This is a genomic window from Methyloparacoccus murrellii (assembly GCF_054657115.1).
In genome coordinates this window covers 1-15,972 of sequence record NZ_BAAHXD010000006.1, presented here as the reverse complement: position 1 = coordinate 15,972, position 15,972 = coordinate 1, and the positions used below count along the sequence as shown (strand labels likewise).

At 65.0% G+C, this 15,972-nt stretch carries 12 protein-coding genes; 6 read left to right on the top strand and 6 right to left on the bottom strand.

Annotation, left to right across the window (positions count from 1 at the left end):
- Positions 1–7: 7 nt before the first annotated feature.
- From ACYQ1H_RS02640 to ACYQ1H_RS02615, 6 genes are all read right to left on the bottom strand, one after another.
- A complete protein-coding gene (locus ACYQ1H_RS02640; RefSeq protein WP_460026503.1) occupies positions 8–1,696 on the bottom strand; it encodes an efflux transporter outer membrane subunit in 1,689 nt (562 codons plus the stop codon).
- Complete coding sequence (gene glgX / locus ACYQ1H_RS02635; protein WP_460026502.1) at positions 1,644–3,722, bottom strand: glycogen debranching protein GlgX; 2,079 nt, start codon at positions 3,720–3,722, stop codon at positions 1,644–1,646. Before glgX ends, ACYQ1H_RS02640 begins: the two co-directional genes overlap by 53 nt.
- A gap of 408 nt (positions 3,723–4,130) precedes the next feature.
- The gene (locus tag ACYQ1H_RS02630) at positions 4,131–4,754 is read right to left on the bottom strand and encodes a PqiC family protein (RefSeq protein ID WP_460026501.1); all 624 of its coding nucleotides are present in this window, start codon (positions 4,752–4,754) and stop codon (positions 4,131–4,133) included.
- Between the two features lie 106 nt (positions 4,755–4,860).
- Positions 4,861–5,907: an MlaD family protein gene (locus ACYQ1H_RS02625; RefSeq protein ID WP_460026500.1), complete on the bottom strand. Its 1,047-nt coding sequence runs from the start codon at positions 5,905–5,907 to the stop codon at positions 4,861–4,863.
- Complete coding sequence (locus ACYQ1H_RS02620) at positions 5,904–6,683, bottom strand: ABC transporter ATP-binding protein (RefSeq protein ID WP_460026499.1); 780 nt, start codon at positions 6,681–6,683, stop codon at positions 5,904–5,906. Before ACYQ1H_RS02620 ends, ACYQ1H_RS02625 begins: the two co-directional genes overlap by 4 nt.
- A gap of 11 nt (positions 6,684–6,694) precedes the next feature.
- The gene (locus ACYQ1H_RS02615) at positions 6,695–7,828 is read right to left on the bottom strand and encodes an MlaE family ABC transporter permease (RefSeq protein ID WP_460026498.1); all 1,134 of its coding nucleotides are present in this window, start codon (positions 7,826–7,828) and stop codon (positions 6,695–6,697) included.
- Positions 7,829–8,013: 185 nt separating this feature from the next.
- Here ACYQ1H_RS02615 and ACYQ1H_RS02610 point away from each other — a divergent pair, with 185 nt between their 5' ends.
- From ACYQ1H_RS02610 to ACYQ1H_RS02585, 6 genes are all read left to right on the top strand, one after another.
- Complete coding sequence (locus tag ACYQ1H_RS02610) at positions 8,014–10,893, top strand: AAA family ATPase (protein ID WP_460026497.1); 2,880 nt, start codon at positions 8,014–8,016, stop codon at positions 10,891–10,893.
- Between the two features lie 92 nt (positions 10,894–10,985).
- A complete protein-coding gene (locus tag ACYQ1H_RS02605) occupies positions 10,986–11,162 on the top strand; it encodes a hypothetical protein (protein ID WP_460026496.1) in 177 nt (58 codons plus the stop codon).
- A gap of 78 nt (positions 11,163–11,240) precedes the next feature.
- On the top strand, positions 11,241–11,840 hold the full coding sequence (locus ACYQ1H_RS02600; RefSeq protein ID WP_460026495.1) for a TetR/AcrR family transcriptional regulator: 600 nt from the start codon (positions 11,241–11,243) through the stop codon (positions 11,838–11,840).
- Between the two features lie 97 nt (positions 11,841–11,937).
- On the top strand, positions 11,938–12,213 hold the full coding sequence (locus tag ACYQ1H_RS02595; protein WP_460026494.1) for a DUF4242 domain-containing protein: 276 nt from the start codon (positions 11,938–11,940) through the stop codon (positions 12,211–12,213).
- A gap of 107 nt (positions 12,214–12,320) precedes the next feature.
- A complete protein-coding gene (gene mtoX, locus ACYQ1H_RS02590) occupies positions 12,321–13,655 on the top strand; it encodes a methanethiol oxidase (RefSeq protein WP_460026585.1) in 1,335 nt (444 codons plus the stop codon).
- Positions 13,656–14,039: 384 nt separating this feature from the next.
- Positions 14,040–15,950, top strand: a complete 1,911-nt coding sequence (locus ACYQ1H_RS02585; protein ID WP_460026493.1) for a cytochrome c peroxidase — start codon at positions 14,040–14,042, stop codon at positions 15,948–15,950.
- Positions 15,951–15,972 lie beyond the last annotated feature (22 nt).

Here is a 15,972-nt window from a genome sequence, read left to right as displayed (position 1 = left end):
GAAGTCTCTACCAGTCCGGCATTCGCACGGTGCCTTTGGCTGGCCCCTCGGGTACCGGAATGGGCGCCAGGAGATCACCCCAATCCGTGCGTCTGGCCATGGCGGCCTTGATGGGCTCCGGCACAAAGGCCTGTCCCTCGCGAATCTGCCAGCCGCCACCCAGGCCGCGATAGACGCTGACCAGTCCTGTCGCGATGTCACCCAGGGCGGACGCAAAATTATCCTGCTGGGAAAGCAAAGACTGTTCCGCCGTCAGGACCGTGGTGAAATCGGCGATGCCCTCCTTGTATTGCAGGGTGGCGAGCTCCAGCGAGCGTTTTGCAGCGGCGGTGCTCTGCGCCAGATATTCAGCCGTGTCCTGAGCCTTGAGGAAGGCGATCAATCCATCCTCAACTTCCCTCTGCGCGTTCAACACGGCATTCTGGTAATTCACCAGCTTCGCCTGAAAGAGTGCATCGTTGGCGCGCACCTGATTGGTGATCTGGCCATAGTTGAAGATGTTCCACTGTACGGCGGGGCCAAAACGGTAGAACTGATTGCCCCACTGAAACATGTCACCCAGACTCATGCCATTCGCCGTGGAGGAAACGAAGGAAAAGCTGCCGCTCAGGGACAACGCGGGATAGAGCTGGGCCTTGGCGATGCCGATCTGGGCCGACTGCATCTGCGCCTGATACTCGGCTTCACGGATGTCCGGTCTGCGACGCAGGAGATCGAGCGGGATGCCTACCGCGACCTGCACCGGCGGTGCCGGAATCTGCGCATAGCGTTGACCGGAACCCAGGGGTTTCTGCAAGTCGCCGGGCGGTTGCCCCAGCAGCAGGCTGAGTGCGTTTTTTGCCTGGCGCAGCTGCGCATCAAGCATTGGAATCGACGCCTGGGTCCCCCCGAGTACCGTTCGTGCCTGTTCGATATCGCGCCGGGATGAGCTGCCACCGCGGAACTTAGCCTCCGCAATCCGCAAGTTGCTGAGCTGCGCCTGAACATTGTTGCGAGCAATATCCAGCTTTTTCTCGAGCGTGCGAATCCGTATGTATGTCGTCGCAACATCCGCCGTCAGTGAAACAATCGCCGAATCATAGGCGGCTATGCTCGCCAGCATCTGGGCATCGGCTGCCTCGATGGCTCGCCGGAACTTGCCCCAGATATCCAGCTCCCAGCTTGCCCCGATCCCCACTCGGCTCCACCAGAACGGCGCAAGATTTCCATCCTGATTGGGAAGCCGCTCACTGGGCGCACCCGACGGTAGCTTGAGATAGTCAGTGAAGCCGGTCAGGTACTGTTTCTGGGGGTAGAAGTCGCCGACCGCGATACCCAACTGCGCACGTGCCTCAAGAATCCGCAGGCCTGCCTCCCGCAGCGAGAGATTCTGCCGGTACGCCGCCTGGATCAACTGGTCCAGAACCGGGTCGCTGAAGGTTTTCCACCAGGCCCGATGGTCCGGACTGCGCTGGCTGAGCCGGCCATCCCGTGCATCCAGCCAGCCACTGCCAGTTTCGCTATCCGGCTTCCGGAAGTCAGGACCGATCAACTCGCAACCGGCGAGCGCCAGACAAACCGCCAGCAACAGGCCCTTCCGACACGTCAAGGCCGTGTGCGAACGACTCACCCGCAGCCTCGACATGAATGCGGTGGGCTCGCGGTCAGTGAGCCGCGAGCAACACGAAGCTACGATCCAGCAGGACGATCGGATCACCCCGCTTCAGCTGGATGCCATTGCCCGGCTCGCAGATATCCCGTGGCTCCGCTGCGCCGGTATCCAGCAACCGCTCCCAATGCCGCCCCCTGGGCGGGTCCGGCAAATGGAACGCAACCCCCTGATGGGTGGGATTGGCGAGCAGACAGAGGAGCTGTCCGCCCTGCTCCTGATGGATCTGGCAGCCAATCGCTCCATCCGCGTGCCAGTCCGGCGGATGTCCGGACGGGTTGAACCAGCTGATCTCCTCGGGGCTATAGAAACGCTCGCTGGACAGCACCGGGTAACGGCGGCGTAAGGCAATCAGGGACTTGACGAAGCGAAAGAAACCCTGATTCCTCTCCAGCAGCGACCAGTCGAACCAGGATATCTCGTTGTCCTGGCAGTAGGCATTGTTGTTGCCATGCTGCGTCCGGCAGAATTCATCGCCGCCGAGCAGCATCGGCACGCCGCGCGAGACGAACAGCGTTGCCAGCAGATTCTTCATCTGCCGCATCCGCAGGTGGCGGATACCCTCGTCCGCGGTCTCGCCCTCGCAGCCGTGATTGCTGCTGTAGTTGTCGTTGCTGCCGTCGCGGTTGCCCTCGCCGTTGGCAAGGTTGTGCTTCCGTTCGTAGCTGACGAGATCGGCCAGGGTGAACCCGTCGTGGCAGGTAACGAAATTGATGCTGTTGACCGGAGCCTTGCCGCTGTGCTCGTAAATGTCGGCGCTACCGCATAGCCGGCTGGCGAAGACCCCGGTCATGCCGCTATCGCCGCGCCAGTAGCGGCGGATGTCATCGCGGAACAGGCCGTTCCATTCCGACCACCGCTCACCGGGAAAACGGCCGACCAGGTAGGCCCCGCCGGCATCCCAGGCCTCGGCGATCAGCTTCACGTCGCGCAGGATGGGATCCTCGGCGATCTGCTCCAGCAACGGCGGGTTCGGCACCAGGCTGCCGTCGCGATCGCGACCAAGGATCGACGCAAGGTCGAAACGGAAGCCGTCCACATGCATTTCCACCACCCAGTAGCGCAGGCAGTCGAGTATGAAGTTGCGCACCACCGGGTGGTTGCAGTTCATCGTGTTGCCGCAGCCGGAGTAGTTCTTGTAGAACCGCCGGTCATCCTCCAGCATGTAGAAAATGCCGTTGTCGAGGCCGCGAAAGCTCAGCGTCGGCCCGGTCTCGTTGCCCTCGGCGGTATGGTTGAAGACGACATCCAGCAGCACCTCGATACCGGCCTTGTGCAGGGCCTTGACCATGGTCTTGAACTCGTCGATCTGGCAGCCGGGATACAGCCGCGAACCGTATCCCTCGAACGGGGCGAAAAACGCCAGGGTGTTGTAGCCCCAGTAATTGGTGAGCCGGCTGCCGTTGGCCGGGTTGGTGGTCGTGATCTCGTCGGGATTGAACTCCTGCAGCGGCATGAATTCGACGGCATTGACACCGAGCGATTTCAGATAGGGAATCTTGTCGATCACCCCCAGAAACGTGCCCGGCGCGCGGGATTGCGACGAGGGGTGCACGGTCAGGCCGCGCACATGCGCCTCGTAAATGACCAGGTCCGACCAGGCATGGTAGAGAGGCCGGTCATCCTCCCAGTCGAAACCATTGCCGGTCACCACGCATTTCACCACCGCCGGCGCGACCGGGCAGGCGGCCTGTTCCGGGTCGCCGGTCTGGCAGATGACGCCGAAATCGAGATGCCGCGGACTGGCCAGCGCCGTCGCATAGGGATCGATCAGGGTCTTGCCGGCATCGAAGCGATGCCCCTGCTCCGGCAGGAACGGTCCGTCGACGCGGTAGGCATAGATCAGCCCGCGCCCGGCACCGATGAGCCGGATGTGCCAGATATCGCCCGTCTTGCAGCGGGTGGCGTCCAGTTCGATGGTCTGCGCCGGGTAGGCCGCTTCCGCACTCTCGAAGATCAGCAGCCAGACCCGTGTCGCATGCCGACTGAACAGCGCGAAGTTGACGCCATCCTTGGCGAGATGCACGCCTTGCGGCAATGGCAACCCGGGGGAATATGAGTAGGGTATCTTCACAGGCGACAATCGCGGCGGTTCTCGCTGGGCATGTTCCAATCCCCCGGTACGGCAGGGTGGCTCGGCGTCCTGGCCTTGGCAGGCATCGCCCGGGGACCGAGCCCCGCCAGCCAGGAAAGCGCGGAAGAAAGCCCCATGCTCGCCAGAATCTCTGCCAATTGCGTCGAAAATCCAGAAAAACGCGGGATATTAACGCATCCGGGGGCCATCATAGCATCCCGGGGGCGTATCACCGACGCACGCCACCTGGCAACGGCGGGTTTTGCATGTGCCGGACGTGAAAAACTGGTCATGCGCGGGAACCGCGGCGCGGCCATGGCGGCGCAGCTCGTTCAGCAACACCGGCCGGGCCGGGACAAACCTGCGCAGGGGACCCGACCCACCGGCTACGGCTGGTGGGCCGGGACCTCAGCGCGCCGGGCCAAGCCCCCGAACGGCGCCGGCCATCTCGCGATTCAGGCGCGCCAGACATTGACTGAAGGCTTCTACCATCTGCGGATAGTCGGTCCGCGAGGCCGGCTGGCGGCAGGCGAACCTGCGGCTGAGCGTCGCGTCGTCGCCATGGCGCAAGGTCCAGAGCACCGTCAGGCGCGCCTGCCCGACCGGATCCACGTGCATTTCCTGAACGTTCACGGCCAGTTGGGCATCCGGCCTGGGCTCGCGCGGCCAGGGATGGAGCAGGATGCGATCCGACGGAATCATGCCGGCAAGGTTCTGGGCCGAAACCCGGGCGATGTTGTCATCCAGCCGCTCGGCCCAGCGATGGTCTTCCGACAGCCGGTACTCCTGCCCGGAAGCGGCGACGACCATTTGCGGACGATCCAGATAGGCCGGGATCCGGACAGGCCCCAACCCCACCAGCGGCCCCTGGCCGGGATAGCTTGCGGCAGAGGACTCATCGACCGCCCGCAGCATGTAGAACTGATCCGGCTGCGAGGGCCCCAGGCAGGCCGACAGCAGCAGCGCCAGCGGAGCAACCGCCGCCAGCGGGAGGAATTTGCCGAAAGGGGACCGTTGCGTCCTGCCATGCATACTGCTGAACTCCCGAAGCATGAGTCATCCCGGCCCAGGTTCGGGCCGCACCGGATTCGCGCCGAGCATAGCACGGGCGGCGCACGGGCCTGCCACCACGGCGGCGTCAGTCCGGCTTGCCGAACAGCATCGACTCCGGATGGCGCTCCAGCAGCTCGGTCAGCTGCCGCAGCGACTGGGCGGCCCGGCGCAGCTCCTCCATGGCGGCCTGCAGGGTTGAGTCGCTGCCGGCGGCATCGGCGATGCTGCCGGTCGCCCGCCGGGTGGATTCCAGGGCATCGGTTGCCTTGAGCAGGGTACTCTCGGCCGTCCTGAGCAAGGGGCCGGTCTGCCCGCGGATCTCCCGGAGCACCGCGGTCGACTCGCGCGCGGTGTCGCTGATGTCGCGGGAAGCCTGCCCCACCCCGGCCAGGGCCTGATCCAGCTGGCTCATGGCCGGGGGCAGGGATTCATCCAGCCGGCCCAGCACCCGCTGCGCGCTGTCCAGCGCCTTTGCCAGAGCCAGCCGCGACCGCCGGGTTTCCTCCGACGCCACCAGCTCGCGGATGTCCGCCAGGGTTGCCGCCAGGTCGCTGATCATCCGATCCAGCGGCATGCCGCGAATCTTGCGGGCCACATCCTCCAGCGTGGTCAGCATCTCGTCGACCGTCGGCGGAATCGACGGCACCTCCGGCATGTCCTTGTAGTTGAGTCCCATCAGCCGCGGGGGCTGGCTGGGGTGGAAATCCAGGTCCACATACAGGAGCCCGGTCAGAATACTCTGCACTTCCAGCCGCGCCCGGAGCCCGGCGTCGATCAGCTTCTGCAGCTCCTCGCGCCGCTGGCCGCCCGGCATCAGCGACAGGTCGAATGGCGAGCCATCCGGCCCCGCCAGTCGCCAAGGCTCGATCTCCAACACCACGGGTTTGACCAGGCGCTGCTGGCTACGGTCGAGTTGCAATTCGATTTCCTTGACGATGCCCACCTGAACGCCCTGCACCTTGACCGGCGCCCCCAGATTGAGGCCATTCAGCGAGGTATCGAAGTAGACGACCCAATGTATCCTGGGTTTGAAGAACTGGCCGCCACCGAACACCAGCAGGGCCACGACCAGCAGGGCAAGGCCGCCAACCAGGAAACTGCCGATGGCCATCGCGCTGACCGGCTTGCTCATGCCATCGCCTCCGTCGCGTCCGGAACAACCATCGAGCCATCGCGGGTCAGGAAACGGCGGACCCTTGGATCCTCCGAGGCCAGCAGCTGGCGCGGCGGGCCGGCGGCGATCGCCGTGCGGCTCTCGGCATCGAGAAAGATCGCGTTGGTCCCGATCGCAAAGATGCTCGACAGCTCATGGGTCACCATCACCACCGTGGCGCCGAGACTGTCCCTGAGACTCTTGATCAGGTCATCCAGCCGCTTGGCGCTGATGGGATCCAGCCCGGCCGAGGGCTCGTCGAAATAGAGGATCTCGGGATCCAGGGCCATGGCCCTGGCCAGCCCGGCGCGCTTCTGCATGCCGCCGCTGATTTCGGACGGGTAGTAATCCTCGAAGCCCGCCAGCCCCACCAGCGCCAGCTTGTAGGACACCAGCCTGGCGATCTGCTGCGGGGACAGGCGCGTGAACTCCGTCAAGGGCAGGGCGATATTCTCCGCCAGGGTCAGGGAACTCAGCAGCGCGCCGCTCTGGAACAGCACACCGACACGCCGCAGGATTTGCTGGCGCGTTTTGGTGCTGGCGCGCCAGAAGTTCCGCTCCCCGTAGTAGACCGCCCCGTGGGCCGGAGACTGGAGACCGATCAGATGCATGAGGAGGGTGCTCTTGCCACAGCCGCTGCCGCCCATGATGACGAAAATGTCGCCCCGGTTGACGGAAAAGTTCAGGTCACGCTGGATCAGGCAATCGCCATAGGCCATGGTGAGGTTCTCGACGGTGATGATGGCCTCGCGCATGGGAGGGCTGCTCAGATGCCCAGCCGGTCACAGACCAGGGTGACAATGGAATCCGCCACCACGATGAAGACGATGCTGGTCACCACGGCCGACGTGGTGGCCTCGCCGACCGCCGAAGCGCTGCGTCCACACTGGATGCCCCGCATGCAGCCGGCCAGGGCGATCAGCACGCCGAACAGCCCGCACTTGAAGATACCGATCAGGAAGTCCGCCAGATGCACCGACTCGGCCGCACGATGGACGAACTGGGTCAGGGGAATATCGAAGAAAGTCACGCTGACCAGCCCGCCGCCGATGATGCCCATCAAATCCGCATACAGGCAGAGAAACGGCATCGCCAGAATCAACGCCAGCATCCGGGGCAACACCAGAAACTCGACGGGATCGAACCCCATCACGCGCAGGGCCGCAACCTCCAGGTTGACGTTCATGGTGCCAATCTGGGCGGCGAAAGCCGCGCCGGAACGTCCCGACATGATGACGGCTGTCATCAGCGCGGCCATTTCCCGGGTCATGCCCAGGGCAACCAGATCGGCGATGTACAGCTGGGCGCCGAACAGGGCCAGCTGAGCGGCACCGACGAAGGCCAGGATCAGCCCCACCAGCAGGCTGATCAGCGTCACGATGGGCAGCGCCGAGGGGCCACACGCCTGGATCTGCAACCACAGGTCGATGCGCCGGTAACGTGCCCTGCCCGCCACCAGCGCCCATGCCGCCAGGGTCGACTCCCCGAGGAAGCGGGTCAGGAACAGCGCATCCTGCCACAGCCGCCTGGCCGCCTCCCCCAGCTCCGCCAGCCAGAGCAGGCCGCGGCCATGGCGTGGCGCCCCCTCCCGCTCCGGCACCGCCGCCGACAGCACCAGCAATGCCCGGGCCCCGGACGGCAAGGCGTGATCATCCAGCCCCATGCGGCGGGCTTCACAGGCGGCCCGCACCTCCAGCAGACAGGTCATCAGCAAGCTGTCCCAGCGTCCGAGTCCATCGCCATCCAGGTGCAGCCGCGCTCCGTCGGGAAGCGTCCGGAGCGTGGCCAGCAAGGCATCGAGCCCCACCCGGCCGGCCATGTCGATCACCCAGTCTCCCGCCAGTGTCAGGCGGAATGCCGCATCGCCATCGGGCACCAGGGACCAGCGCGGGTGACTCATGCGGCATCGATTATCCGGATGGAAGATGATCCTCATCATACACAACCGCCGCCAGGGCCTGCCGAGCGCATCGGCCAAGGCTCCCGGATACCCGCCAAGGCAGTTGCACCACGGCAAGGCACTGCCCCATTCGGGATACAATGGCGGGTCTTGCAAGCCCCACCCTTCCTCCAGGAGCGCTGATTTTGTCCGGCCCGTATGACATTTTCATTTGTCACGACCATGCCGCCAGCGCTGCCGTCAAACGGTTGACGGCAGCGCTGGCCGGTCGCGGGCTGGCCTGCTTTGCCTACGAGGCCGGCGGCGATCCCGATATCCAGCCCAAGCTGGCCACCTCACGCTGCTTCCTGGGCTGGGCGTCGGAAAGCTTCTTCCTGTCTCGCGGCTGCCAGGCCCACCTGGCGATGGTGCACGTCGCCTGCCGGCAGGCGCCCGCCACCGACAGCGGGCGTCTGCTGCTGGTCAACCCGGAACCTGGCATCAAGCATGTCTATCCCCTGTCGCTGCGCCGGACCATCATCGGGGCATCGCCGGAAACCGGCCATCCGGTCGACTTCGCCGGACTCGCGGAGCGCCTGCAAGGCCATTGCGAGAGGCTTTCCGGAGGGACGCTGGGCGCGCTGTATCCCGCGCCGAGGCAGAACTGGCTGGAACCCTACGACAGCCTGAGCCGGCCGCCAGGACTGTTCGTCGGGCGCGAACGCGAGCTGTGGGACGTGCACACCGCCCTCCACGGCCATGGCGGCTCGCCCGGTCCGTGCCGTTGCGCGGTGGTGTCCGGCGACGCCGGCGTCGGCAAGAGCCTTCTGAGCCGGGAATACGCCTTCCGCTTCGGTGCGGCCTACCCGGGCGGTGTCTACCGGTTGTCGGCGATGGCGGCACGGCCGGCAGCGCAACTCGCCGAACTGGCCGAGAATCCCGCCCTGAAACCGCAATTGCTGGCCCTGCTGCGGCACCTCAGACCCGACACAGGCCTGCGCGACGACAGCCGCTTCGGCGATATCCTAGCCGAACTGCGGCAAACGCTGGAACAGGCGGGCAAACCCTACCTCTGGATCGTCGACGATCTGCCCGACGACCTCAACGGCCCGGTCCTGCAGCAATGGCTCGCCAGGGGCGAGTTCGGCCACAGCCTGCTGATCTGCCGCAGCCAGCGCTACGATGCGCGGTTCGACCCGGTTCACCTGCCGATGCCCAGCGAACGGACCGCACTGCATATCCTGACGCGGGACAGGCCACCGCGTGGCGACGAACTCGACGCCGCCGGCTGGCTGGTCGAGGAACTCGGCCGGCACCCCCGCTACGCCGCCATGATCGGCGCCCTGGCCGAAGGCCACCGCCACCGGCGCACCGCCTACAGCTGGCTGCTGCATCGACTGGAAAAAAGGACCCGGGCCGCCATCAACGCGCCGCAGCCGGGGCCAAGCGCGCCGCCCGCCCCCCAGGAAGCCCACGGCGCCACCATCCTGCTGGAATCCCTGCGCGTCCTGGGCGGACCGGCCCGCGATATCCTCCGGCTGGGTGCGGAACTCGCTCCCCATCCCCTGCCCCTGGACTTCATCGTCGAATGTCTGCTCGCCGGCGGACTCGCCGCCGACGACCGCCGGGAGGACATCTTCACCATCCTGCTCCACGAACCCCAGGAAATTCCCCTGACGCGGGAGGCCGCCATCGCCTATGTCGCCCAGGGCGCCACCAGCCTGGAACAGCACGGGCTCGCGCAGCGCACCGACCACGGCGTGACGCTGTTTCCGCTGGCCGTCCAGACCCTGCAACGGATCGCCGCCACGTCCCCGCGACAAATCCTGCTGCGCGATGCCGCCCTGCAGGTGCTGTACCTGCGGGCGGAACACTGCCGGAGCGAGGACGATTGGCGACCGCTGTCGGCCATGGCCGTCCATGGGCGGGCGCTGATCGCCGATCTGCGCGAGCGCCTGATCGAGGAGGATGACAGCCCGGGCGAGATCACCGGCCGCATCCGGCTGGCACTGTACCTGGCCGACCTGGCGCTGGCGCATGGCGCCCGCCGGCAGGCGCTGGAAATCTACCGGGCCGCCAGCGCCTATCTGGTGCGTGCCATGGCGGCCGATACCCACAACGGCACCCGCCAGCGGGATTTTGCCCGGGTACAGGAACAGCTCGGCGACCTGCTGGCGGAGCAGCAGCAATGGGCTGACGCGCTCGAACATTACCGCAAGAGCCTCGGCATCCGGGTGTTCATGGCCAGGCAGGAAGCTCCGGGACTCGATCACCAGCATGATCCCCTGCGTCTGCACACCAAGGCGCGGGACGTCCAGCTCCAGCTCGGCGATCTGGAGGGCGCCCTGCACAGCCAGCGGGCCGCGCATGTCCTGCACTGCAAGCTGGCCGAGCAATGCCCGGCGGACGACGATCACGCCTTCCAGCTCGCCAGCAGCCATCTGGAGCTGGCCGAGATGCACCTCGGCCTGCAACAGAACGAAGCCGCGCTGGCCGAACTGCAACGTGCCCTGCCCTGCTTCGAGGCGCTGGCCGAACGGCACCGGGATCAGGTGCGCTTTGTCCGCGCGCCCGCCATGGTCCACAACCGCATCGGCGATATCCTGCGCGCCCGCGACGACCTGTCCGGGGCGTTGAACTGCTACCGGACCGCACTCGCCATTGCGGCGCTGGCGGCCCAGCTGGAGCCGGGCGATGCCGAACTGCGGCGCGACCTCGCCATCTGCCACAACCACCTCGGCGACACGCTGGCCGGCCTGGACGACGCGGCGGAGGCCGAACAGCACTTTCTCGCCTTCCTGGAGATCGCCGAGCACCCGGACAACCAGCCTGCCTTTGCCGACCTGCGCCGGCGGGATATCGCCGCGGTGCTGATCAAGCTGGGGCGCGGACGGGAGCTCGCCAAGGAGCTGGAACCAGCGCTGGATCGCTACCAGCGCGCCCGCGGCATCCTCGAAACGCTGGCCATCGAACATCCGGACAATCCCAGGCTGCGCGAGGATCTGGGCTGGCTGCGCCGCCGAATCGAGCGCCTGGTCGAGCGCCGGCATGCCGAGCTCCGGCGCCAGGCGCGGGTGGCGCACTGAGTGCACCGCTGGCGCAGCTTCCGCATGGATTCCCTGGCCATGGCGGCGCAGGGTAGACTCTGAACCCTTTCCCGCCACGTGAGGATCCGCTCATGATGAAATTCATCAAAAACGCGCGTCGGCGCCGAATGCTGGCGCTGGCCCTGGTCATGCTGGGCGGCCTGAGCTTCCTGCTTGCACCCGGCAACGCGCCGGCCGGCCTGCTGCTTGCGGGCGCCGGTCTCCTGCTGGAGGTGCTGGGCATCACCCTGCGGCATGAGGAAACCTGACCCGGCGCGCGCATCCGCCGCGGGGTCACGAGCGGCGGCCAACGGCGCACAAGCGCGGCAACCAACCTGCTCGTCCACATGAATACTCTGCTCGACCAATCCGCCACGGCCCGCGAAAGACTGCTCGATCAAGGCGTCACGCTGCTGATGGAACAGGGCTATCACGGCGCCGGATTGCAGGCCATCCTCAAGGGCGTGGGCATTCCCAAGGGATCTTTCTACCACTACTTCTCCAGCAAGGAAGCCTTCGGCGCGGAGGTTATCGGCCACTACATCGAGCCTTTCATCCAGGCGCTGGACCGTCAGTTGCAGCGAGCCGATATTACCGGACAGCAGGCGCTGCGGAACTATTTTCGCGAGTTGATCGAGGAATCGGCGCGCCGGGAATTCCGCGGCGGCTGCCTGCTCGGCAACCTGATGGGCGAAATCGGCGAAACCAGCCCGCTCTGCCGCGAGGCCTTGCGCAGCGCGGTTCACCGCTACCGGGACAAGGTCGCCGAAGCGATAGGCCGCGGCCAGAGAGAGGGCGTTTTCCGGCAGGATCTCGACACCGGCAGCATGGCAGATCTGCTGGTCAACCAATGGCAGGGAGCCTTGTTGCGCATGAAGATCGAGCAGTCGACGGCCCCGCTGGAAGCCTGTTGCGCCAGCCTGATCGACGGCCACTTCAGCGCCTGAAAAAATTTTGTTTGCATACTAGACGACCGGTCGTCTAGTATGCAAACCGGTATCCGCAAGACTGAATACGCCAATCCCCCGGGAGGAGAATCACATCATGCCCACCTATCTGATAGAGCGCGACATACCGGGAGCCGGCCAGCTGTCGCCGGAAGCACTCAAGGCCATCTCGCAGCGATCCTGCTCGGTGCTGAAAAACATGGGGCCGGACATCCAATGGCTGGAGAGCTACGTCGTGGACGACAAGGTTTATTGCCTTTACATCGCCCCGAATGAGCGGATGATCCACGAGCATGCCGAAGCCGGCGGCTTCCCGGTAACGGCCATCCGGACCGTCCGGTCACGCATCAGCCCCGCGACGGCGGAAGCCTAGCGGCGCCGCCCGGACAGCCCGATCCTTCCACAACAACAAAGATGATGAGGAGCACCGCGATCATGAAAAAACCATCCCAATCCCGCCCGTCCCGTCATGGCCTGCTGATGACCGGACTCTCCGCCACCCTGTCGGCCATGGCGCTCACGCCAACCTCGCTGCCGGCCGACGAGACCTGCGCCTCGCCCTACATGAAGAAGATCACCGGCCAGGAAGATTATGTCTACGTCTGGACCCTGGGCGCCGAGGGTGTCGGCGACGAGCAGGACAAGCTGGTGACGGTCGATGTCAATCCGAAATCGGAGAAATTCGGCAAGGTCATCCACACCCTCTCGGTGGGCGGCCGCAACGAGGCGCACCACTCGGATTTCACCGATGACCGGCAATACCTCTGGGCCGGCGGCCTGGATACCAGCAAGATTTTCATCTTCGACGTCAAGACCGATCCGTCCAGGCCCAGGCTGGTCAAGACGATCACCGATTTCGTCGCCAAGTCGGGCGGCGTGGTCGGGCCGCACACCATGTATGCCCTGCCCGGCCGCATGATCATCACCGGCCTGTCCAACAACAAGGACCACGGCGGCCGCACCGCGCTGGTGGAATACACTAATGAGGGCGAGTATGTCGCCACCCACTGGATGCCCACCGACAGCGACCTGCAAGGTGCCATCAAGACCGGCAAGTATGCCGACGGCTACAACTACGACGTCCGCGCCCTGCCGCGCAAAAATCTGCTGGTGACCTCGTCCTTCACCGGCTGGAACAATTACATGATGGACTTCGGCAAGATGCTGAAGGACCCGGAAGCCATGAAGCATTTCGGCAACACCGTGGTGACCTGGGACCTGCACACCAAGCAGCCGAGGAAGGTGTTCGACGTGCCCGGCGCACCGCTGGAAATCCGCTGCGCCTGGGGCGAGAGTCACAACTATTGCTTTACCACCACCGCGCTGACCTCGCAGATCTGGCTGATCCACGAGGACGCCCAGGGTGAATGGCAGGCCAAGGCCGTGGCCGATATCGGCAACCCGAAGGACGTGCCGCTGCCGGTGGATATCTCGATCTCCAACGATGACAAGCTGCTGTGGGTGAACAGCTTCATGGACGGCAAGACCCGCGCCTTCGATATCAGCAATCCGGAAAAGCCGGTGCAGATCTACGAAAAGGTGATCGGCGCCCAGGTCAACATGGTGTCGTCGAGCTGGGACGGCAAGCGGCTGTACTACACTTCTTCGCTGCTGGCCAACTGGGACAAGAAGGGCAAGGATAACGAGCAGTACCTGAAACTGTTCACCTGGGATGGCAAGGAACTGAAACCGTCTTTTGCCATCGACTTCACCGCCGAGAAGCTGGGCCGGCCGCACCAGATGCGCTTCGGCGCACATGCGCTGTATTCCGGACTGGCAGGTCAGCCGGAAAAACCGGGCCTGGCGAGGCGATAACGACGGGAACACCACCGGCCCTCGGGGCCGGTTCATCCGCCCTATCGCCCCCGCAGGCTGAACAGCGAGAGCTCCAGGGTTGCGAACGGCGCAGTCCGTGTGTGCGGTATCGCGCTCCTGGAGCCAACCAGTCACCCGCCATTGGCCCTCTCGCAGGACGCGGTTGTCTGCGTGCGGTGCCTGGCGAGAGGATTTCGCAAACCCGCTCGAAGCGATGTCTGCGTGGCATCGTCGGCATCCGGTGGGCGCCAGCCGGCGATATCCGGCATGCCGGCGCGCAGGGCACGGATGACATGAACCCGGGGCGGCCGATGAGTCGGCAGCCCTCAGGCCGCGTGGCGACAAGGGCATGGCTTCTGGATCTTGTTTCTGGAGACATTCGGCATGCGCAAGCAGCACCAAACTACGTCGCCCGGTTCCTGGCTGCTCCGGGTGCCACTGATGATGACCGTGGCCAGCGCATCGGTCAGCGCTGAGCAGCCACCCGCGCTGGCACCGGGGTATTCCAGCCTGTCTTTTACGGCACCGCAGCCAGGCAGTTACACCCTGCCGGTCATGGGCGAGGCCGCGGATGGGCTGGTGCTGGCGTCATCCGGTCAGGCAACGACGCTGCATGAGCTCTATGCCGGCCGCATCGTGCTGCTGAGCTTCATCTACGCCACCTGCGACGATGTGAATGGCTGCCCGCTGGCAACGATGGTACTGCATCGCCTGCAATCGACGCTGAAAGACCGGCCTGAACTGAGGGAGCGGCTACGCCTGATTACGCTGAGCTTCAATCCGGAGCACGACACACCGGCAGTGATGGCGCAATACGGCGCGAGATTCCAGTCGGGTGGCATCGACTGGCACTTCCTCACCACGCGCTCGGCGGCGGAGCTGCAGCCGATCCTACGCGACTACCAACAGTCGGTGGCGCGCGAGGTGGACGAACAGGGCAAGCCGACCGGCAAATTCTCGCATCTGCTGCGCGTCTATCTGATCGATGGTCAGCGCCGGATGCGCAATAGCTATACGGTATCGGTGCTGCACCCGGATCTGGTGCTGGCGGACATCGAAACCCTGTTGCGGGAGAATGGCAATCGGCCCACCGAATCCCGGTCGATACCCGCGACGCCCGCACCGCTGCGCGCCGGTGACGACAAGTCCGGTTATGCCGGCGCCGATTACAGGACACGGTCAGCCGCACTCGTGCAGCGCCAGGGCCAGCCGGCCGACCTTCTGAAACTGGCACGGCAACCGGTATTGGGACTGCCGCCCGTACCGACACCGGCAGACAACCCGCTGACCCGGGAAAAGATCGCTCTCGGCCGCAAGCTGTTCTATGACCGGCGGCTGTCGCTGAACCAGACCTTCTCCTGTGCAATGTGTCACGTCCCGGAGCAAGGCTTCACCCATCAGGAGCAGGCCACCGCCATTGGCATCGAGGGCCGAACCGTCAGGCGCAATGCACCGACGATCTACAACGTGGCCTACCTGGGCCGGTTGTTCCATGACGGCCGCGAGTCTTCGCTGGAAAATCAGGTCTGGGGACCATTCCTGGCCGCCAATGAGATGGGCAACCCATCCGTCGGCGCGGTACTCGACAAACTCAAGGCGCTACCGGATTACCAGGGACTGTTCGAGCGCGCCTTCCGGCACGGACCCAGCATGGATACGGTTGGCCAGGCCTTGGCCAGTTATGAACGCGTATTGATATCCGGAAATTCGGCCTTCGACCGCTGGTATTACGGGCATGAGCGCAGCGCGCTCTCACCGCTGGCGCAGACGGGCTTCACGCTATTTACTGGCAAGGCCGGTTGTGCGCAGTGCCATGGGATCAGTCCGCGAGAAGCCCTCTTCAGCGATCAGCAACCGCACAATACTGGTATCGGCTATGCCGACACCATGCTGCGCGAGCCGGACCGGACGCGGGTTCAGGTAGCGCCCGGATTGAGCTATGAGCTGGACACCGCGGCGCTTGGCCAGGTCTCCGAGCCCAAGCCCCAGGATCTGGGGCTTTACGAGGTCAGCCAACGCCCGGAGGATCGTTGGAAATATCGCACGCCCATGCTGCGCAACATCGCCCTGACGGCGCCTTACATGCACAACGGTTCGCTCTCGACGTTGCGCGATGTGGTTGAGTTCTACAACCGCGGCGGAGTACCCAATGAGTTGCTTGATCCACGCATCAAGCCGCTTCAGCTGGAAGCTGGCGAAATCGACGCGCTGGTGGCATTTCTCGAATCGTTGACAGGCGACGACATCGAGACGCTGGTTTCCGATGCTTGGAGCGCTCCGGTGGGGGAGCGGTGACATTGCCTGATGCACCAGCAGT

Coding starts and splice junctions, on each gene's coding strand:
- ACYQ1H_RS02630 (WP_460026501.1), bottom strand. CDS start 4,754: ATGCATGGCAGGACGCAACGGTCCCCTTTCGGCAAATTCCTCCCGCTG.
- ACYQ1H_RS02625 (WP_460026500.1), bottom strand. CDS start 5,907: ATGAGCAAGCCGGTCAGCGCGATGGCCATCGGCAGTTTCCTGGTTGGC.
- ACYQ1H_RS02620 (WP_460026499.1), bottom strand. CDS start 6,683: ATGCGCGAGGCCATCATCACCGTCGAGAACCTCACCATGGCCTATGGC.
- ACYQ1H_RS02615 (WP_460026498.1), bottom strand. CDS start 7,828: ATGAGTCACCCGCGCTGGTCCCTGGTGCCCGATGGCGATGCGGCATTC.
- ACYQ1H_RS02605 (WP_460026496.1), top strand. CDS start 10,986: ATGATGAAATTCATCAAAAACGCGCGTCGGCGCCGAATGCTGGCGCTG.
- ACYQ1H_RS02600 (WP_460026495.1), top strand. CDS start 11,241: ATGAATACTCTGCTCGACCAATCCGCCACGGCCCGCGAAAGACTGCTC.
- ACYQ1H_RS02595 (WP_460026494.1), top strand. CDS start 11,938: ATGCCCACCTATCTGATAGAGCGCGACATACCGGGAGCCGGCCAGCTG.
- mtoX (WP_460026585.1), top strand. CDS start 12,321: ATGACCGGACTCTCCGCCACCCTGTCGGCCATGGCGCTCACGCCAACC.
- ACYQ1H_RS02585 (WP_460026493.1), top strand. CDS start 14,040: ATGCGCAAGCAGCACCAAACTACGTCGCCCGGTTCCTGGCTGCTCCGG.